Consider the following 19,573-nt stretch of genomic DNA (forward strand, 5'->3'; position numbering starts at 1 on the left):
ATTCGATTGTGGATAAACAGATGACATAATGTGTGGTTAAACGAAATTGAGCGGTGCCTAGACCTTTTAAACCCTGGATCCACCCCCTTTATTACGTTTTTATTGTTTTGTTCATTACATGTGTATGGATCGTATTGATAGTAGGATCCGACTAGAAAGAAAAATTGATCGGGACCGTTAAAGAGAGTTTAAGGCCTGAAACCGAACTGGGTGGTTTGATCAGCGGTTGGGCTCGAAATACAAGATCGATGGCTTCTTGATCCAGTGATTGGGTTCCTGAGCTTCTTATTAGGATGACATCTAACACGTTTCCTTCTCGATCCATTGTGAATCGGATCACTGGCATACCTTGTTTGCGTAAACGCTTGGCTTTCCTTGGGTATCGCTTTTCTCTTTCTAAGTGAGCGTGAAGCAACTGTTGCCACTGAAGCTTTGCGGCTTTCTCATGCTGGCTGGTTTTGCCTTGTTTTGGGGCGGAAGCATTTGCCGCTTTTATTGGCGCTTCGATGCTTGGTGTTGACGCCATTTGCGAAGGAGACGAAGCCTGTGGCTTCTCACTTTCTTCTTCTTTCTCTTTTTTTGGCACCGGTTTTGGTTGCTCAGCTTTTAGTCGCACTTGTTCTAAAGGCACTGTTTTGTCAGGCAACGCTGATTTTTGTGTTTCTGGTATTTTCTTGGGAGCTTTGGTTTCTTTGTATTCTGGTAAATCTGAAGGATCAGGTGCTTTTTCAGCAATTAGAGGTGGTTTCGGTACTACGAGTTTTGGATCGTGCTGATTCGTTGTCGATTTTAAAGATTGCTCCGATTGCTGGGCACTGGCTTGCTGCGCGTCATTATTTTGTTCTGTAGGGGCGGCGAGGGGCGCAACCAGAGAGACTGAAATAGGGGAGGCAGCAGGTGGTGGAGTGAAGTCAAAACTCGGTGTCCATAAATAGGCTGTAGCGGCACCAAGATGAAGTGCGATACTTGCTATCACGCCACATACTAACCAAGAAGAACTGTGGCTGTTTGTCGTTTTGTCGCCGGCCAGTAGGTTCACGGGTCGTCCCGTTTCGGTTGCTCTAGCCCCACTAAAGCAATTTGCGTATAGCCAGCCGCTGCCAGTTTGTTCATTACCTTAAGAAGATCTTGATACACCAGCGCTTTATCTGCTCTGAGATAAATCCTCTGCTCGTTGTCTGGCAGGCTTGTTTTTAAGGCCGTGGTTAGGTTCGCTAAATCCACGGTATTACTTTCACCGATCACGATCGTTAAATTTTTTTGAATCGTCAGGTAGACAGGATCGTCCTTCATTGGGGTTGGGCTAGCAGATGAAGTGGGTAAGTCTACGGGAACATTCACGGTTGCCAGCGGCGCGGCAACCATCACAATGATGAGAAGCACCAACATCACATCAACAAAAGGCGTGACATTAATTTCGTGGTTTTCTGCCATGTCCTCGCCGGATTGACTGGTTTTAAATGCCATGACTTACACCGCCTCTTTGAGCGGTATTTTTGCATCGGGTTGTTCAGTTTGTATTGTCCGCCGGTCAAGGTCGCGGCTGACTAATATCATTATGGCGACGGAAAGATCAGCCAATTGATTCTTGTAGCATCCTATCTGCCGCGCGAAGTGATTGTAGAATATCACCGCAGGAATGGCGGCAACTAAGCCGATCGCTGTTGCCATTAACGCTTCTGCAATACCCGGTGCAACCACGGCTAGCGTGGTACTTTGTGATTTGGCAATACCAATGAAAGCATTCATTATTCCCCATACGGTTCCAAACAATCCAACAAAGGGACCGACTGATCCAACCGTGGCGAGAATTCCTGTGCCTTTTGTCATGTTCGAACTCATTGAGACCCCAATTCTTTCTAGGCGAAGTTGAACTCGTTCTTTTATTCCGTCTTCGCTGGCCGATCCTTGGGCTGATAATTTCAGCTCATGCTGGGTGGCAGAAAGTAGTAATTGAGCCGGACCTTGTAAGTCTTCACATAATGTTTCTGCCTCAATTAGGCTATCGGATTGGGTTAAGGCATGAAGTTGGCGATGGGCTTTTTTGGAAGCCAATGAAAGTTGCCACTGCTTTGCAAACAATACGCCCCAAGTTAATACAGAGGCGATGACTAAACTGATCATCACCGCTTTTACAACCCAATCAGCAGCATGATACATACCCATAGGTGAGAGATCGTGGGCATTGAGTGGGTTCGTCGGTGGGGTTAACTGAGTCTCTGATACTAGAGGGCTTGCCAGATCTTGAGCTGGCGCTTTTTCAGCAAAGGCGAGGGAAGGTATGAACAGAAAAAGGGTGATGATCATGCTCAGATAAAGTGATTTACTCATTCGATTGCTCTTAGTTGGGCGTTCTTGCGCGCTTTTATTGTCGAGTGTTTTTTCTTAATTCCTTATATGAATACCGAATGAGAGAGAAAAACCCGTAATAAAAACTGAATAAAAAACTGGATTTATATTTTTATTTATAATAATCAGTATCTTGTGATTTTATTTTTCTAAAATCTTTTTTCCAACTTGATACTGTATTCATCTTGGCTGTAGCTGTATATCGCATCCAATGTGCTGTCGACTTTTTGGTATTGCCAAGTAAATGTGGGGGTGAGACTCCAAAACTCTAATGATTTTGCGGTGATCAGCAAGGTGTGGTTTTGCTCTTTATCTTCTCTTTTTCCGTTGAGAATTTTGTTGAACCCGTCGTGCCTTCGTTTTTTAACCGACGAAAACAGGCTGATGTCCCAGCCGTCAAAAAAGGCACGGTTTACGCCCAATCGCCCACCTAGGGACTCATAAGCAAAGAGTTCTATTTCACTTTGCTTCTTGTTCCAGTCGATACCGCCAAACACGAGCCACCTTTCGGGTAACTGATACCAGTAAGTACCAGAAGCCGTCCATAACCAGTCGCTGTTGTGGTCTAGATCCGGATCTTTGTAATCCTGATATTCGGCTTTCAGTTCTACTTTTGCGGCGCTTTTATTGTTGATGCTGTAAAAGCCATCCAGCTTTAGTCCAGGAGCGATGTAAAGCGTGCGATCGCCAGAGTTGTTGTATTCAGCTTGCGGACCAATAGAAAATTGAACTTTGGCACTTTGATAGCTGTAGCTAAGACCCGTAATGAGGGTATGTTTGTTGTACTTTTTTTTACTGTCATTCAGCAGCCCATACGCTAACGTATTGAATTTCATTCCATGGTGACCGGACAGCGAGAACCGTTTGTTCAGGCTGGCGTCGTAATCCATCCCAAAGCCAGATTCTTTGTCTGGTGTCGTCTGACTTATCCAGCATTGCCCATTAGGCAGTGTCGCTAGGCAGACCGTGCTTTCGGATGAGCTGTTCAGATTGTCATTGTATGAAGGACCAAAGCTAAAAGCCCCTTGCCAGCTGTCACGAACTTCGAGTGCTTCGCTGAACGTATCAATCGTTCGGATAACCCCCGATGCTCGTGGATTGTCTTGTGGAATACTGCGTTTGATTTCTTTGAACAGATCCAGAGAGTCTCGGTTTTTTTGATTTTTGAACTGCACCCGAGCCTGCTCTAGCTTGGCTGGCATGAATTCCGGAGCTAGGGTAAGAAGAGACTGATATTCCGCTTCTGATTCTGCAAGCTTTCCTTCTACTCTGAAAAGCGCACCCTGAGCGTAGTGCACCAGCAAAGGATCGTATCCTTCCTGTGCTTTATAGCGGGTCAGAAAACCCTGAGCTTGTTCCCATTGCCTTGTTTTCACTGCGATATGCAGAGCAGGGCCGAGGTCATCTAATGTGTCGCTCACTTCATAGGTGTCGCCATCCACGATTAACGATTGCTCTCTTTCCCGTTCTTCTCTCAAAAGTTCCTGTTCTTTTTCCAGCGCAGAAAGGGCATCTCGTTGTTGCAGACGCTGGTTTTTGTCTTGATCGGCTAACGTATGTGCACTAAACAGAAACGTGAGCGCTATAGGAGAAACAGTTAAAAGGGATTTAAGCAAGGGAATAACCAAATGGTAAAGAAAGAAAAACAGAAGCAGCGTAGGCTGCTTCTGTATGAGGGAGATTCAACAATTAGTTTTTGCTGCCACCAAATGCTGTGTCTAGATCACTGTTAGTGAAGGTCGCAATACCTGCAAGAGCAGATGCGTTTGCACCAAAGAAGTGACCTTGAGACGCACCGTTTGTCGCGGCACCGCCATTTACAGAAGCTGTTGCAGAACCAGTAAATGCTGCGGTAGAGGCATTAATTGATGCGTTTACACCGACAGACAATGAGGAGTTGGCGATGTTGCCTGTCAGTGTTTGCGTACCAAAGTTTGCTGTAAACGTACCATTCAACTTGTTAGAACCAGAGAACTTGTTGATGCCAGCTACTGAGTACGTCGCTACGCCACTCGTTGGAACAGTAGTACCAGTGTCATCACCTACGTAGTAAACAACGCGGTTGTTGAAGCCTGTATCTTGATCGCCTTCATACCACTCACCGAACCATACATCTTGATTCGCGGCTTTAGCAAAGTTGTAGTGTGTGTTGCTAAAGTGGTAGTTACCTGAAGTATGAATACCGTTGCGAGTCGTTCCAAAAATACCTGAAGCGCGATTTGCTAGGCTTTGGAAATCCACACGTTTACCGCCAGCTTTACCAATACCCGCTTTGCCTTTTTGGTGGAAAAATGGGACATAAACTTCAGATACACCAACCTGACGAACCGTATTGTCGCTGCTTGCACCATCAAAACCTGCGTGTGCCATTGTGCTAAGACCAAGCATAGCCGCTGTAATCCATGAAAGTTGAACTGGTTTCATTTTCTCTTCCTTTTATATGGGTTGAAATATGATTAAGGAAACAACCAAAGAGTTTCTGGTGCGCACGACAGATCTCCTGCGTTGTCTTACTATTTCTACCGGATGAAAAGGCAAAACCCGTAACCCTGCGAGTTAAAAAAATAAAAAAAGCCAGCTTGGATTAGCTGGCTTCAGTAGGAGTAAATAGTAGTTAGGCTAGTCGCTGGTGAAATGATATCGGGCTCTGAAAAGCTCGGCTTTCGTGAATTTCCCAGGTCCCTTTATTCCCCAGTGAAACTCAAACTTAAGGTCGGCTTGCTGACCGTTGGTCGAAGGTGCTATCAATTCAAAAGATAGACTTTCGCCTTTAGCTAGGGTGATCAATTTTATTTCGTCTAGCCCCTTAAAGTATGGGGTAACAACGCCATTGTTGTCCTGAGTGTGAATGTCTTGGATGCTGACGTCGGCACCAATCGCCGTCAGGGTATAGCGCCCAAGAACATGGAGAGAACCTTGGCTACCGCGTTTGTCTACCGTAAATGTCTTTTTGTAAGGCATATTTTCTGGCATTGAATGAGGGTGCTCATAAATGCGAAGTTGTGGATCGGAAGGGGTGAGGGCGATTGAGTATTCAGAATAGGGTGGATCGCTGTCGAGTTGACCATCATTAACCGTTAAAGAATATCTATATGTTCCAGCTAGATCTGCCACAAATGAAGGCTTTACGGCTGTCGCGTCGTCAAAAGTCGCTTGGCTTCCTTCCGGTTTAGATAATAGCGTCCATTGGTAGGTTAATGGTTCACCATTCCCATCGCTGCTGACCGATCCGTCTATTTGGACTTGATGACCGACGTATGTGTAGAAAGGAGGTTCAAAGTAGGCAAGAGGTGCAACGTTTTCATAGAAAAAATAGAAAGTTGATGTAGAAGAAATAACTTCTACTCCATCGGAGACGGTCACTTTTACCGTATAGTCACCTTCTACATCTGCTTTTAATGAAGAAGTACTTCCATTGTCTGAAAGTATGGGATGACTGTGTTGTGGCTTATCTATTATTTCCCAAGAAAAATACAGCTCATCATCATCAATATCGTTTGCACCACTATCGATATGTAAGTAGTACCTTAAATTATTACGTTTTCCTTGAGTAATACTCAAAGTAGGCGCTGAGTTTTCACCGACGGTAACAGCAACAACTTTTACCTGATTAGTACGACTGTTTGTTTTGCCGTCATTAACCACAAGGTCGATCAAGTAAGTACCTGCAAGATCTGCATTGAAATCGGGTCTGGTTGAGTTAGGTGAATTTAACTGAGCGGTGCTGTTTTCCGGTTTTTCTACCAGTGTCCATTGAAAAGACAGTGCGTCGTTGTCTCTGTCTACACTATTTGTTCCATCCAATGCGACTAAATCACCTACCTTCACTTGTTGATTTATTCCAGCAATAGCGATGGGGGTACGGTTTCCACTGGCACTGTCTATCGACTCTGCCTCTCCACCGTTGCATCCGGTCATCAAAATAGCCAGAGTAGAAACAAAGCCTAGGTAGATGTTTTTCATTCTTTTTATTCCATAATCGAACTAAAGGAAAAGGTGCGGATTCCGCACCTCTTTGAGCTTAGTTTGTGATAAATGTATGACCTGTTGATACTAGGATTTCAGGGTTCAGACTGAATGCAAAACTGAAAACAAGCATTTTCATCGCGCCATTTGTTGGTTTTGCTTGCAAGCTGACTTCTATAACATCGCCTGCTCGAACCACTGTTCCTGTTTCCAGCCCTTCAATTCTTGGTGTGAAAGCTATCGCTGATGGATCTTGAGCGTCTAACTCCATAGTACTTGATTCAATAATTTTGAAGTCTGCGTTAATCGCTTCGAGTCGATACGAACTGACCTCAACAAAATCAGGGGTACTTCCATTAAGAGATTTCGTAATCATATCGGTTGGCTTTTGTGGCCAGGTTAGCTCATTTCCATCTTTATCAAACAATTTGATTTGGCTGGAGTCAGTTTCAGTTGCCGAAACACGTACAAAGGCTCTTTCGCTGCTCTCCTGCCCATCGTTAACGGTTAATGAGAAGGTATATTCGCCGATTACATCCGGAGTAAAAGTGGGTTTTTCTGCAGTGTTGTCGCTAAGTGCTGTTTTGCTATCACTTGGTTTGGATACAACAGACCACTGATAAGTATTTATGTCTGTGGTATTGGCATCGTAGCTATGAGAGGCGTCGAGCGTTGCTTCACCCCCTAACTCAAATGTTGCCGCGTTGGATTTATTGACGGGCTCAGAGGTATTCTCTGCTGGTGTTGTAAAAGCAAATGCCTTAGCAATAGGGGCAACGTTGCCATCATTAACATTTACAGTAATGGTTTTACTGACAGTGTCAGTGCCGTCAGATACTGCAACTTGAACTTGGTATTCACCAATAACGTTACCCGTGAAAGCAGCACTCTCGCTTGTCTCGTTCGTTAAAGTTGGTGTAGCGCCTTCAGGTTGTTTTAAAACCGACCAAGCGTAGGTGAGTTGGTCTCGCGCATCGGCATCCTTCGCATTTGCACTTAGGTTGATGGCGGTGTCGGTAACCGCATTGACATTTGTAACAGGGAAGACGTTTGGAGCGGCATTCACCGCATCGGTAGATGCGTTAAACGTTACCGAGGTCGCTTTACTGGTCTTTGAACCATTACTCACCCTTAAGTCAATAATGTAAGTCCCTGCAACGTCAGGATCGAACGTTGGAGAAATCGCATCGGCTTTACTCAGTGCCGCGTTGCTGCTATCTGGTTTAGTCGAGATAACCCAGTTGTAGGTCAGTACACGACCTTCCAAGCTGTAACTGCTAGAGCCATCAAGACGAACTCTGGAATTTACCTTCGCATTCTCACCTTGGTTTGTAACGGCAAATAGCGTTGGTTTTGGCTCTATAACTGAAGGCTTGGTGTTATCTTTTGGTGAATCCGATGACTCTGAACCACCGCAGGCTATTAGGGCTGGAATCGTCAATGACAGAAGTGTCCATTTAATTTTTGAATTCATTGTATCGTCCTGAGTATTTTTCTTGGTGCAGACGTTATGTGGGGATCTGCTAACAAGTTGGAATTAATGTCTCACCCCATACACCGAGCCAATGCGTGAAATCCGTAAAAATTTTCTACCTTGATAGGTTGGAAATGGCAGAACGCTATTCGATCTTCTATTCAAGGTTAGAATTTACCTTTCAGTTTTAGGCTTATCGTGCGTCCTGGAGCTGGCATTCCAGAGATTGAGCCAGGTTCTAGGTAGTACAAATCTAGAATGTTTGTGCCCACTAGTTCTGCGTCGAGCCCTTTGTAGATTTCGTACTTTATGTAAGCATCGAAGGTTAGAGTTTTATTTCGATTGACGACTTCGTCTTCGTGGCTGCCAGATTGGTAGTTACCGCGTACGCCCGTTTCCAATGCTTGATTGAAGAAACGAGAGCCTAACAACAGACTGGTGGAATATTCGGGTGCAGCGTGAGCTGAGAGATAACTGACTTGCGAGAATCCGCCTCTCATACATTGATTTGTTTGTGGTTTTTCACCATCAATGAGATCAACAACAAACTCTTGTGCCGCAGAGTTCTCATCGCAGACCTGATTTCGGAAGTTGTATGCGGCAGACAACTCGCCGAAATAGCGTTCATTGTCATAGGCAGCCTGTAATTCGATGCCGCTTGTGCGTTGGTAGTTGAGGTTTGAAAACGCCATGTCACGGCGATCTCTGTCCATAACATCATCTATTTGTTGATCAAAATAAGCGATCTTGATGTTGGCGGTATCGAAGTATTTTATGTAGCCCAATTCAAACAGTTGAGCTCGTTCAGGTTGAAGGGGCGCGGATGCTGTTGGCGTAGCTGAAAAACCGCTTGTGCTCTCAAAAAGGCTAGGGAAGCGAAGCGTTTCTGCGTAGCGTGCGTATGCACGTTTATCATCGCTGATAAGCCAGGTAGCAGTAAGTGAAGGCATCCAACCGCTACCATTAGTTTCGTAGTTCGTATTGTAGGCTGGTACATCAGCAAGTCGAGCTATCTTACAACTGCCTTGAATGTAGGTTGGTTTTGTCATAGCTTGCGCGCAAGCATTTTTAGAAAGGCTCAAGTCATTGTTGCCGTCCGTTACCCAATCGTGAGTGTGTTCTTGAATATAGGTCTTATCATTTTGGGCCACCGTGATACTCTCTCTGACCTTTTTCTCTAGGAGTACGTCAAAGTTGGTGAGTTCTAACTGGGTATTGGTTAGACGACTTTGGTATTTAGAAGCTTGATCAGGGAATAACTTGATCAGATTTTGTAAGCGAGAAATTTCCTTTCTCAAATTCTGACGAGTAAATGTTGTGCGCACTTCATGTTCTGCATTAGCAACTTTTTGTGCCATTTCTGCGGGATCGTAGGTCTCTTTTGTTTGGTAGGTTAGCCTATAGCCTTCAGTTTTGTACTCGCGCAGAGATTCTTTGTCTCCGGCATCTACTCGATTTTTAATGTAGTGATCGACTGATTTATATTTTCCGTACCGTAAACCCGCATTGAAGATCCACGAGTCGTTGGCTCGCCATTCCAACTTGGCAGCGCCGTTGTATTCTTCTCGTTCACCAGAGCGAACAGCACCGCCATAGAAGTCGATCATGTGCTGTAGCCCTTCTTTTGGCACCAATTTATGATCTTGATAGTGCCCTGATAGCGTGAGATCCCAGTTATCTGCCAGCCGCATTTTGTTTTTGAAGTTAAACCCTATACGCCGTTCTTTATTGAATACGGTGGCGGTATTGATGATGATATCTGGGTTAACGGGCTGAAAATGTGCAAAATTTGGGAACCCATATCCCGTATTGGTTTTTGAATCTGAAAACGTTGTCCACAAGTTGGTGCTTAAGTCGATATATGGATTGTCTGGATTGGTCCGATATTTAAAGCTGTAAGCTTGAATTTTCACCTTTGCCAATGGCCATTGCGGCATACCGTCTGAGGTACGATAGTCTGAACGACTCGCTAGAATCTCCCCGTGAATGCTTTCGGTGTAGCGCGCATTAAACTGAATTTTCTCGAAGTCTGAAAACTTGTAAGTGGTTTTTAGCAAGTATGACTGCATTTCTGATGAAGTATTGGAAACTTCATGCCTTGGAAGGTGATTTAAAGCGACGTGCTCCGGTTGCAGGTAAGGTATCCGTCCAAAGTTAGTGCCTGAATCTTCTTCGGAATAAGGTTGTTGATAGAATTCCGCTTTTTGAGTACCAGAGTGGTAATTTCCGCGCTTGCGATAGGCGTAAGCACCTAACCATTCAAAATTTTGTGCTATACCAGACATCGCTAATCGAAATGCCACATCTTTACCGGCTAGCGGGTTGTCGTTCCTGTTGTCTCGCGTTTGAAAGCGAACTTCGGGGTCTTGATACAAAGGAACGCCACCAAGTTCATTGTAGACAGGAACATCTTGCCAATGTTTACCTGTATGAAGGCGTGCGACATTGGGAGCGACAGAGTTGCTGCTGCCCTCTACCACAAACTCCATGCCAAAGGTTTCCCCTTCTTCGATGATATCTTGCGGTGACAATGTGGTAACTTCTACTGCTCCCCCCACTGACGTATTGATGTCAGAATTGAGCTGCGCCCCTTTGTGGACCTTCATGCCACCAATCAAATTGGGGTCGATGTAGTTACGGTTCGACGCACCGCGATAGCCGTTGTAAACCGAAATTCCCTGTTCGGTACCGTCAATCACAACCGGAACTCGTCCTGGACCTTGGACACCTCGGATATTAGCGTCGATGCTGCTGCCACCGTTTCGTGCTTCACCACTGAACGTATTGGCCATGCCTGTGAACAAGTCGGCACCACTGGCACCTTTGAAGCGCTCTATCTCTTCTTTGCTGATATAGGCGGTGGATGTGTCAGCGTCGTAAACATCCAATTCACCAGTTTCATCCCGAGCAATTTCATCATCGAAATGGGTACGAACCTGAATGGCATCCAACGTCATTGCACTGTTGAGTGGCGTAAGAATAAAACTGCCATCTTCCTGTGGTTCCGCGACAAGCCCTGTATTTTCTAACAATAAAGTCAACGCTTGCGCTGGATCGAAATCACCTTGTATCCCTTGGCTGTATATGTCTTCAGAAAGCGATGCATTCAGATAAAACTCGATATCTGCTTCCAAAGCGAATTGATTCAAAACCTGATCCAGCCTGCCTGCAGGGATTTGAAAACTTTGTGCAGACCAAGCTATTGCTGGAACAAGAAGAGCGGTAAGACCCAGTTTGACACGTATTAATACGGCTTGACGTGTAAGCCTTGGCAGGAACGACACCTTGCTATCCTTTTCGTTATTTTACTCACTGGTAATTACACCGAGTGAGACGTCAAAATCCGTAAACATTCCTCAATGATTTTGTTTGGGGGTGATACTCACCCAAAGAGGGGTGCGGTAGCGGATCTCGATCGGGAGGACTTGGCTGACGTTGTACAAGGTTTTGTCTGTGTCTCTGGTGGAGAAAACACCAGTAAGTTTTAAATGATGGAGACTAGGGTCGACTTTGATCACTCCACGACGATATCGGGCGAGATCGTTAATGAAGTCCGGCAGTGGTGTTGCTTGAGCTAGGATTTTTTGCTTTAGCCACAATGCGTCAGTCGCTCGATTGGCGTATTTTGTATCGGTGCGATTAGCATTAAATACAATGCTCTCACCAGAAAGAATGTGAGTAGACTCAAAGCTTTGCTCAGGATAAACCGCCACTTCTCCTTCGTACACACTGACTTGAGTTTGCTCCGCTTGCTGGTGGACAGTATAACGAGTGCCAATTGGAACGATTCTCCCTTGACCTGTTATCACTTTAAACGGGGTTAAGTGATGACCGCTGGTGATCATTATTTCCCCTTGAACGAGGTGCAAGATTCTTTCTGATTGATTGAAATCGACAAAAACACGAGTGGCGGTATTCATGATTAATTCTGTGCCATCAGAAAGTGATAGCGAGCGCACTTCGCCCGTTGCTGTAGCGTATTCTGCGCCAGTTGGTTGGGTAACCTGTGTAGACATCATCAGGGCTAACGTACTAACAGAGACACCTCCCCAAAGGAGAACTTGCCTACGAGTGGTTCCACGACGATTGCGACCGAGTACCTTTCCACTGAGCTGAGGATTTGGAACAGAGGCAAACTTTTTTTGCAGATTTTCCAATTGCTGCCAAGCAAATTCATTGTCTGGGTGAGCGGTACGCCAGGTGTTGAATGCTTTTTTATCTTGCTCTGTGACGTCATCTGCCCATAAGCGAGCCATCCATAGAGATGCTTGCTCTATGGATTCTCGAGAAATTCTATCCATCGACAAATCAGACCTCGAGCATTGCCATCATGCAGCCTTGCAAGGCTTTGGCGACGTACTTTTCAACTGAGGAGACCGATACATCCAACTCTTGGGCGATTTGTTTGTAGCTTTTGCCTTCAAGTTGGCGCATCAGCAAGGCTTGTCTCGCTTTGTGTGGAAGTTTATTCAATAGGGTGTCAATTTCGACCAGTGCTTCCACCACCAAAGTATGGGATTCGGGTGAGGAGGACACATCAGCCGGCTCACTTTCTAATAGCTCAAGATAAGCGGTTTCAATCCGACGTCTTCGATAGAGATCGATAACCAAACCCTTGGCAATGGTTGTCAGATAGCGGCGCGAATCTTTTTGTTCGGGAAGCTTGCCTTTGGTTAACAACCTTAGGTACGTGTCCTGAACCAAATCAGCAGTAACTTCAGGGCAACCAAGGCGTCGTTGAACGAATACCGAGAGCCAGCTGCGGTGCTCTTGATACATATTATCAATGCGTTGCATATTAGCTGGGTCAATTGCCACCATCGCTTGTTACTCCTATCGCCTAGATTTGGCTTACTTAAATGATAATGGTTATCATTTATATTGATAACAGGCAACGAAATATAGCAGAATTTGGCGGTAGATCTAGATCAATAAATACTGAGAAAAGAAATAAATTGTGTAAATGAGATATGTGGCAATGAAAAGTCGAATCTTTCTAATTGAAAACGAAAGGCTTCGTAACTTAACAACTTTTCGCACCACTATACGGTATTTTGAAGGGTATTTACCCTCATTTCGTCCAAATTAAATGAGGGTGGTTGAATATGGAAAGTACTATTTTCCGATACAAAATGAAGAAAAAATTCGACCGAGTAAGTCGTCAGAACTGAATTCACCTGTAATTTCATTGAGGTGTTGCTGAGAAATTCGAAGTTCTTCCGCCAAAATTTCGCCTGCCATGTAACCTTCGAGTTGCTGTTGACCTATATCCAAGTGCTCAGCCGCACGTTCCAGTGCATCCAAATGACGGCGACGCGCCATAAATCCGCCTTCTTGATTGCCAGAAAACCCCATGATTTCTTTCAGATGATTACGCAATGCATCCACACCTTCCCCTGTTTTTGCCGATAGGCGGATAAGTGTTGGTGTGTTGACGTGGCAGATCCCAAGATCTTCGCTGGTTTGATCGGCTTTGTTGCGGATCACTGTGATGCCGATTTTTTCAGGCAATCGATCCACAAAATCGGGCCAAATTTCACGTGGGTCGGTGGCATTGGTTGTAGTGCCATCCACCATAAATAAGACTCGGTCGGCTTGCTCTATTTCTTCCCAAGCGCGCTCAATACCGATTTTTTCTACTTCATCGGATGCTTCACGTAAACCCGCGGTATCAATAATATGCAGCGGCATACCATCAATATGAATGTGTTCACGCAGCACATCTCGCGTCGTACCCGCTATATCGGTAACAATGGCAGACTCTTTGCCAGAAAGTGCATTAAGTAAGCTGGACTTCCCTGCATTTGGCCGACCAGCAATGACCACCTTCATGCCTTCTCGCATAATGGCACCTTGATTGGCTTCTTGGCGGACCGCGGCGAGATTATCGATGATGGTTTGCAGATCGGTGGCGACTTTGCCATCGGCAAGAAAGTCGATTTCTTCTTCTGGGAAATCAATGGCGGCTTCAACATAAATGCGCAAGTGAATTAAAGACTCCACCAGCGTATGAATGCGTTTGGAAAATTCACCTTGCAGAGATTGCAGGGCGGATTTCGCCGCCTCTTCTGAGCTTGCATCGATTAAGTCAGCAATAGCTTCTGCTTGAGTTAAATCCATTTTGTCGTTTAGGAATGCACGCTCCGAAAACTCGCCTGGGCGTGCAGGGCGCACGCCAGAGATGCTCAAAATACGTTTTATCAACATATCCATGACAACAGGACCACCGTGCCCTTGAAGCTCTAACACATCCTCACCCGTGAATGAATGTGGGTTAGGGAAGTAAAGCGCTATGCCCTGATCCAGTTCTAAGCCGTCTTGGTTTTTGAACGGGAGGTATTCAGCATATCGAGGCTTCAATACTTTGCCTGTCACTTCTAAAGCAACTTGCGCTGCGAGTGGACCTGATACCCGAATTATACCTACACCGCCTCGTCCCGGAGCGGTAGCCTGAGCGACTATAGTGTCAGTTGTCATAGCATTTTTACCTGAAGGGGCATTTTGCCCATTACTGTGTTGAGTTCTTTGTGCGCAATTGTAATCAGCACTATTAAAAAAGGCGACCATTTGGTCGCCTTTCTTTCTATTATTTTGGCTGTCTTAGTCTTTATTTGGCTGTCTTAGTATGTAAGCCTTTCTTTTCCAGCGCTCGGTAAATCAGAGTTTGCTGAATTACTGTCACGACGTTGGAAACCAACCAGTATAGAACCAAACCGGACGGGAACCACAGGAAGAAGAACGTGAACATCAATGGCATGAAGTTCATGATTTTCTGCTGCATCGGATCCGTAATGGTTGATGGGCTCATTCTCTGGATTAGGAACATACTTGCACCCATCAGAACAGGAAGGATGTAGTACGGGTCTTGTGCAGACAAGTCAGTAATCCAACCAAAGAACGGCGAGTGACGAAGTTCTACCGATTCCATCAGCGCCCAGTATAGTGCGATGAAGATAGGCATCTGAAGAAGGATAGGTAAACAACCGCCTAACGGGTTTACTTTTTCTTTCTTGTACAGTTCCATCATTTCTTGGCTCATGCGTTGGCGGTCGTCGCCAATACGCTCACGCATCGCTTGCAGCTTAGGCTGTAGCATGCGCATTTTTGCCATGGAGGTGTATTGCGCTTTTGTTAGTGGGTACATCGCACCACGAACAATAAACGTCAGAACCATGATAGCCACACCCCAGTTAATCACAATGCCTTGAATGGCAGAGAGCAACCAGTGAAGAGGCTTCGCGATGAACCATAGCCACCCGTAATCCACTACCAAATCTAGGTGTGGTGCTACAGCTGCCATGTCGTCTTGAAGTTTTGGACCAACCCAAAGAGTTGATTCAACTGAGCCCGTTGCGCCATTAGCAATCGTGATGTCTGGAATACGAACACCGATGTCACCTTTGTTGCCGATAACACGCGTATACAGTCGAGTACCAGGCTGTTGCTCTGGGATCCACGCAGCTGCGAAGTAATGCTGGATCATACCCGCCCAACCTTGACCTGTTGTCAGCTCAATGGCCAAGCTGCGGTCTTGCATATCATCGAAGCTGTATTTTTTGTAGTTAACGTCTTGTGATGAGTAAGCACCACCACGGTACGTTGGCATGGTAATGCTGCCACCGTCGTCCATTAGGTCTTGGCGAAGGTGCGCGTACATACCGAAAGTTGCGTTAGTACCAGAGTTGTTTACAACATCGTATTTCACTTTAAGGTCGTAGTGACCGCGCTTAAGCACAAACGTTTTCACGTACTGCAAACCGTTCGCTTCAAACGTCATAGGAATGCTCAGTTCATCTTTACCATCAGCCAGCTCGAAGCTGTTTGATGCCACATGATAAACAGGGCGGCTCTTGCTGCTTAGGTCGACACCCTGAGGACCCACAAGGCCACTTTGAGCGATAAATGTTTGACCTTGGCTGTTTTTCAGCAGTTCAAATGGGTCTGCTGAGTCGAATTCTTTCGCGTACTGATTTAGATCTGCTTCAACCACGTCACCACCGAATGTATCGATAGAGAGCGTCAAGACATCTGTTTTTACGGTTACGATTTGCGCTGAAGGCGCTGCTGCTTGAGGTGCAGGGTCGGCTAGTGGGTCCGCAAAGTCTGGGGCCGGAAGAGTACCGCTGTTTTGTACCTGCTCAACCTGTTGTTGTGGCGCGGGATTCTTTTCTACTTGCCACTGTTGGTACAGCAAGAAAGAAACCAGTGCCAAAGCGAGCAGTAGGATATTACGTTGAGAATCCATCGTTATTTATCTCTGTCTTGTTTTTGGTGTGGTGGAACGGGGTCATATCCCCCATCGCTCAAAGGATGGCATTTTAATAGACGTTTGCCTGATAACCAACACCCTTTTACAAAACCGTGAGCTTTCAACGCTTCAATCGCATATTGAGAACAGGTTGGTGTAAAACGACAACGTGGTCCGATTAACGGACTAATCACCCACTGGTAGATTTTTATCAGACCAATGGCTAACCACGAGAGGGGCGAGAAAGGCGATGCCATAACTTATCGAAGAGCTTAAATATTTCCTCATTGCTTAAATCTTGAGCGCTTTTCTTCGCAATCACAACAAAATCTTTGCTTGGTAGCTGATGTTGTGACAGGCGGAAGCTTTCTCTAGCCAGACGTTTGAAACGATTACGACCGACGGCAGTTTTAATCTGCTTTTTAGGGACAGCTAAGCCTAAGCGAGGATGTGAAAGAGAATTCTTTCGGGCAATGATGGTGAAATGAGGTGAGCCTGCTCGATGAGCTTGCTGGAAGACATTTTGATAATGCTCGGGAGTTAACAAACGTAACTCCCGATTAAACGCGTACTTGCTCAAAATAATTAAATATTATTTTGAAAGGCGCGCACGGCCTTTTGCACGACGTGCATTAATTACTTTACGACCGTTCTTAGTTGCCATGCGAGCACGGAAACCGTGAGAACGCTTGCGCTTCAGAACTGAAGGTTGAAAAGTGCGTTTAGACATTGTTATTACCTTTACTGATCAGTAGTTTATAGGTTTATGTTAAACCCGGCGTGGGACTTAACTTCACTCTGGCTCTTTATTAGAAAGTCTGAGCGAAATCCGACGCCTCTCAACAAAGAGGCGGAATTGTAATCACTGACTCATTAAGAGTCAATCATTGGTCTAACGAAAATTCCGGTCGACGAATTATACGGATTGTCAGTTAAATCTCAAGGATCCTTATTCGATCCCCACCTGGCGAAGAAATTTTTGCAGTTTTGGATCCTGTGGATTACCAAAAATATCTTGTGGAGAACCTTGCTCCACTATGTGTCCATCTGCCATGAAGATCACTCGGTCTGCAACTTCTCTGGCAAATTGCATCTCGTGTGTCACGACAAGCATGGTCTGTTTTTTCGCAGCGAGCGATTTCATTAAGCTGAGCACTTCACCCACCCATTCCGGATCCAGTGCCGAAGTTGGCTCATCAAACAACAGAAGTTCGGGCTGAAATGCCATTGCGCGACCAATACCCACTCGTTGCTGCTGACCGCCTGAAAGCGCGGCAGGGTAGCTATCCCCTTTATCACCCAAGCCAATGTCGTCTAGAATCGCTTGAGCGCGCTCTAATGCCTGATCTTTCTTCCAACCACGGACGGTGATCAAGCCTTCAGCAATATTTTGTCGTGCTGTCATATGAGCAAAGAGTGCATAGCTTTGAAAAACAAAACCGGTTTTGCGACGCAGCGCCAGAACGTCCGATTTGGTGTGCTTTTCTGCATCGACAGTAATGTCATCAATGGAGATCACACCCTTGTTGGCTTGCTCTAGAAAATTCACGCAACGCAGCAGTGTGGATTTTCCGGTACCACTTGAGCCAATGATAACGATGATTTCGCCTTGCTGGATCTCGATATCAATGCCTTTCAATACTTCAGTATCGCCGAAGCTTTTATGAATGTTGTCGAGTTTTATCATCGTACGTATGCCTTATTGAGCTTCGCTTCTGCCCAAATTTGAACACGGGTCAGAATTAAGACCACACCCCAGTAAATCAATGCAACCGCTAAAAACGCTTCAAAGAATCGGAAACTGGATGACGCTTCCATTTGCGCTTTCGCCATGATTTCAGCGACACCTAACGTAAAGGCCAGCGACGTCGATTTGATCATATCGATGAAATAATTCATCAAAGACGGAAGAGCTACGCGGGTTGCCTGAGGCAAAATAATGCGTCTCATGGCTTGGCTGGTAGTCATACCTACAGACAAACTGGCTTCCATTTGGCTTCTGTCGATGCCAATAATCGCTGCGCGAATGCTTTCCGCCATATAAGCGGCAAAGTGCAGGGTTAAGCCGATAACAGCCGCACTAAACGCGTCCAACCCCACCATAAACGGAAAGATCTGAGGCAATCCGTAATACAATAAGAAAAGTTGAACGAGTAGCGGTGTTCCTCGGAAAAAGCTGATGTATAGCTGGCTAAGCTGATCCAGCACTGGCACTTTAAACACACGGATATTGGCGAGAATAACCGACAGTATCAAAGAAAACAGCAGTCCCCAGGTGGCCATAGACATGGTGGTACCGAGATACTTCAGCAGTATCGGCATCAATTCCATCATGTAGTTAAAGTCGAAACCCATATGATTACCTGTACTTAAAATTCGGATGTAGCAGAGACAAGAAAAGGCGGAACCATGATTCCACCTTTATCCTTGTGTATTGTGCTTTTTGATTATTGAGTGATGTCGCCGCCGAACCACTTAGTTGAAATTTCTTTCAATGTGCCATCTTCACGCATCGATTTCAGTGCCGCATTCACTTCTTTTTGAAGCTTACGACCCGCTTCGTTATCAACGAACGGCCATGCATTTTGAATGGTTTCGAATGGCTGACCTGCAAGCTCAAGAGGAAGACCTGTCTTCTTGATAAGCTCTAGTGCAGATAAACGGTCCATGATGAACGCGTCAGCGCGACCAAGTGCAACATCGTGCTCGATACCTGTGTCGTAGGTCTTGATGTTGATTTTGTTGTCTTTATCGTAATCGCGTAGCAGTTGCTCGAAGTTCGAGCCTAGGTTTACTGCAACCGTTTTACCTGCAAGATCAGCGATGCCTTTAATCTCATCGTTGCCTTTACGAACCGTAATTTGTGCACCGTCAACGACGTATGGGTCAGCGAAAAGGTATTTTGCTTTACGCACATCCGTCATGGTGATTTGGTTAGAAATGGTGTCAATACGCCCCGTTTCTAAAAGACCAAACAAACCCGAGAAATTTGCCGTTACGTATTCAACGTTGTAATCGTTACGTTTGCCGATTTCGTCCCAAAGATCGACTTCAAAACCTTGAAGCACATCTTTTTCCACAAACGTGAATGGGAAGTAGCGGCCAGACATTCCAACTTTCACGTCTGTCGCAGCGTGAACAGTTTGTGCAAAAGAAGCAGTTAGAGCGAGAGCAGCAAGTGCGGACTTAATCCAGTATTTCATTCGTTATATCCTCATTATTATGGAGGGGAATATTACTGTTAATTGTATTATTAGTGAAAATAACGAGTTGTTATTACAAATAACCAACTATCTTAAAAGAAACGACTTGTTAACATTTGATCTTGGGGATAAACCGCTATTGATCCACAAATTGTGGGTGATCATGTGGGTAATATTGGGGAAAAGTGTGCGGATCACTCGAATTGAGGATGAAAAATTGTGAATAACTTAGATCTTATTCACTGGATCTGCGATCATTTACTAGCGATCTGGGCAACAGAGCGCTAGAATTACCAACCTTTTCCAAATAACGATTACAAGAGTGAGGGCAAC

18 protein-coding genes are annotated in these 19,573 nt (G+C 45.3%); all 18 read right to left on the reverse strand.

Going from position 1 to position 19,573, the window contains the following annotated elements; all coding sequences use genetic code 11:
* Positions 1 to 151: 151 nt before the first annotated feature.
* A complete protein-coding gene (locus tag LDO37_RS18405; RefSeq protein ID WP_126609755.1) occupies positions 152 to 1,039 on the reverse strand; it encodes an energy transducer TonB in 888 nt (295 codons plus the stop codon).
* On the reverse strand, positions 1,036 to 1,467 hold the full coding sequence (locus LDO37_RS18410; protein WP_126609754.1) for a biopolymer transporter ExbD: 432 nt from the start codon (positions 1,465 to 1,467) through the stop codon (positions 1,036 to 1,038). The genes LDO37_RS18405 and LDO37_RS18410 overlap by 4 nt, the downstream gene beginning before the upstream one ends.
* A 3-nt stretch (positions 1,468 to 1,470) precedes the next feature.
* Entirely contained in the window at positions 1,471 to 2,331 is an 861-nt protein-coding gene (gene exbB, locus LDO37_RS18415; protein WP_126609753.1) for a tonB-system energizer ExbB, read from the reverse strand.
* Positions 2,332 to 2,498: 167 nt separating this feature from the next.
* Positions 2,499 to 3,965 (reverse strand): surface lipoprotein assembly modifier, encoded by a 1,467-nt coding sequence (locus LDO37_RS18420; RefSeq protein WP_126609547.1) that lies wholly within the window; start codon positions 3,963 to 3,965, stop codon positions 2,499 to 2,501.
* Positions 3,966 to 4,038: 73 nt separating this feature from the next.
* Positions 4,039 to 4,773, reverse strand: coding sequence for a Slam-dependent surface lipoprotein (locus LDO37_RS18425; RefSeq protein WP_126609546.1), 735 nt, complete (start codon positions 4,771 to 4,773; stop codon positions 4,039 to 4,041).
* Between the two features lie 195 nt (positions 4,774 to 4,968).
* Positions 4,969 to 6,312, reverse strand: a complete 1,344-nt coding sequence (locus tag LDO37_RS18430; protein ID WP_126609545.1) for a PKD domain-containing protein — start codon at positions 6,310 to 6,312, stop codon at positions 4,969 to 4,971.
* 58 nt (positions 6,313 to 6,370) lie between these two features.
* The gene (locus LDO37_RS18435; protein ID WP_126609544.1) at positions 6,371 to 7,789 is read right to left on the reverse strand and encodes a PKD domain-containing protein; all 1,419 of its coding nucleotides are present in this window, start codon (positions 7,787 to 7,789) and stop codon (positions 6,371 to 6,373) included.
* Between the two features lie 167 nt (positions 7,790 to 7,956).
* Complete coding sequence (locus LDO37_RS18440) at positions 7,957 to 11,073, reverse strand: TonB-dependent receptor (protein WP_126609543.1); 3,117 nt, start codon at positions 11,071 to 11,073, stop codon at positions 7,957 to 7,959.
* A gap of 72 nt (positions 11,074 to 11,145) precedes the next feature.
* The gene (locus LDO37_RS18445; protein WP_126609542.1) at positions 11,146 to 12,090 is read right to left on the reverse strand and encodes a FecR domain-containing protein; all 945 of its coding nucleotides are present in this window, start codon (positions 12,088 to 12,090) and stop codon (positions 11,146 to 11,148) included.
* A 7-nt stretch (positions 12,091 to 12,097) separates the two neighbouring features.
* Complete coding sequence (locus tag LDO37_RS18450; RefSeq protein WP_101114881.1) at positions 12,098 to 12,610, reverse strand: sigma-70 family RNA polymerase sigma factor; 513 nt, start codon at positions 12,608 to 12,610, stop codon at positions 12,098 to 12,100.
* 294 nt (positions 12,611 to 12,904) lie between these two features.
* Complete coding sequence (mnmE, locus tag LDO37_RS18455) at positions 12,905 to 14,266, reverse strand: tRNA uridine-5-carboxymethylaminomethyl(34) synthesis GTPase MnmE (RefSeq protein WP_126609541.1); 1,362 nt, start codon at positions 14,264 to 14,266, stop codon at positions 12,905 to 12,907.
* Between the two features lie 130 nt (positions 14,267 to 14,396).
* Complete coding sequence (gene yidC / locus LDO37_RS18460; protein WP_126609540.1) at positions 14,397 to 16,034, reverse strand: membrane protein insertase YidC; 1,638 nt, start codon at positions 16,032 to 16,034, stop codon at positions 14,397 to 14,399.
* 2 nt (positions 16,035 to 16,036) lie between these two features.
* Positions 16,037 to 16,294 carry a membrane protein insertion efficiency factor YidD gene (gene yidD, locus LDO37_RS18465; protein ID WP_004400212.1) on the reverse strand — a complete coding sequence of 86 codons (258 nt, stop codon included), beginning with the start codon at positions 16,292 to 16,294 and terminating at the stop codon, positions 16,037 to 16,039.
* A complete protein-coding gene (rnpA, locus tag LDO37_RS18470) occupies positions 16,261 to 16,584 on the reverse strand; it encodes a ribonuclease P protein component (protein WP_233448346.1) in 324 nt (107 codons plus the stop codon). Before rnpA ends, yidD begins: the two co-directional genes overlap by 34 nt.
* 45 nt (positions 16,585 to 16,629) lie before the next feature.
* On the reverse strand, positions 16,630 to 16,767 hold the full coding sequence (gene rpmH / locus LDO37_RS18475; protein ID WP_101114886.1) for a 50S ribosomal protein L34: 138 nt from the start codon (positions 16,765 to 16,767) through the stop codon (positions 16,630 to 16,632).
* Between the two features lie 219 nt (positions 16,768 to 16,986).
* Positions 16,987 to 17,724 (reverse strand): amino acid ABC transporter ATP-binding protein, encoded by a 738-nt coding sequence (locus tag LDO37_RS18480; RefSeq protein WP_126609539.1) that lies wholly within the window; start codon positions 17,722 to 17,724, stop codon positions 16,987 to 16,989.
* Positions 17,721 to 18,392 (reverse strand): amino acid ABC transporter permease, encoded by a 672-nt coding sequence (locus LDO37_RS18485; RefSeq protein WP_126609538.1) that lies wholly within the window; start codon positions 18,390 to 18,392, stop codon positions 17,721 to 17,723. The genes LDO37_RS18480 and LDO37_RS18485 overlap by 4 nt, the downstream gene beginning before the upstream one ends.
* Before the next feature lie 92 nt (positions 18,393 to 18,484).
* Positions 18,485 to 19,240, reverse strand: coding sequence for an amino acid ABC transporter substrate-binding protein (locus LDO37_RS18490; protein ID WP_126609537.1), 756 nt, complete (start codon positions 19,238 to 19,240; stop codon positions 18,485 to 18,487).
* Positions 19,241 to 19,573 lie beyond the last annotated feature (333 nt).

Origin of the sequence: Vibrio penaeicida (assembly GCF_019977755.1) — a bacterium.
GTDB lineage: Bacteria > Pseudomonadota > Gammaproteobacteria > Enterobacterales > Vibrionaceae > Vibrio > Vibrio penaeicida.

Coding starts and splice junctions, on each gene's coding strand:
- LDO37_RS18480 (WP_126609539.1), bottom strand. CDS start 17,724: ATGATAAAACTCGACAACATTCATAAAAGCTTCGGCGATACTGAAGTA.
- yidD (WP_004400212.1), bottom strand. CDS start 16,294: ATGGCATCGCCTTTCTCGCCCCTCTCGTGGTTAGCCATTGGTCTGATA.
- LDO37_RS18485 (WP_126609538.1), bottom strand. CDS start 18,392: ATGGGTTTCGACTTTAACTACATGATGGAATTGATGCCGATACTGCTG.
- mnmE (WP_126609541.1), bottom strand. CDS start 14,266: ATGACAACTGACACTATAGTCGCTCAGGCTACCGCTCCGGGACGAGGC.
- rpmH (WP_101114886.1), bottom strand. CDS start 16,767: ATGTCTAAACGCACTTTTCAACCTTCAGTTCTGAAGCGCAAGCGTTCT.
- LDO37_RS18435 (WP_126609544.1), bottom strand. CDS start 7,789: ATGAATTCAAAAATTAAATGGACACTTCTGTCATTGACGATTCCAGCC.
- exbB (WP_126609753.1), bottom strand. CDS start 2,331: ATGAGTAAATCACTTTATCTGAGCATGATCATCACCCTTTTTCTGTTC.
- LDO37_RS18445 (WP_126609542.1), bottom strand. CDS start 12,090: ATGGATAGAATTTCTCGAGAATCCATAGAGCAAGCATCTCTATGGATG.
- LDO37_RS18425 (WP_126609546.1), bottom strand. CDS start 4,773: ATGAAACCAGTTCAACTTTCATGGATTACAGCGGCTATGCTTGGTCTT.
- yidC (WP_126609540.1), bottom strand. CDS start 16,034: ATGGATTCTCAACGTAATATCCTACTGCTCGCTTTGGCACTGGTTTCT.
- LDO37_RS18490 (WP_126609537.1), bottom strand. CDS start 19,240: ATGAAATACTGGATTAAGTCCGCACTTGCTGCTCTCGCTCTAACTGCT.
- LDO37_RS18450 (WP_101114881.1), bottom strand. CDS start 12,610: ATGGTGGCAATTGACCCAGCTAATATGCAACGCATTGATAATATGTAT.
- LDO37_RS18410 (WP_126609754.1), bottom strand. CDS start 1,467: ATGGCATTTAAAACCAGTCAATCCGGCGAGGACATGGCAGAAAACCAC.
- LDO37_RS18430 (WP_126609545.1), bottom strand. CDS start 6,312: ATGAAAAACATCTACCTAGGCTTTGTTTCTACTCTGGCTATTTTGATG.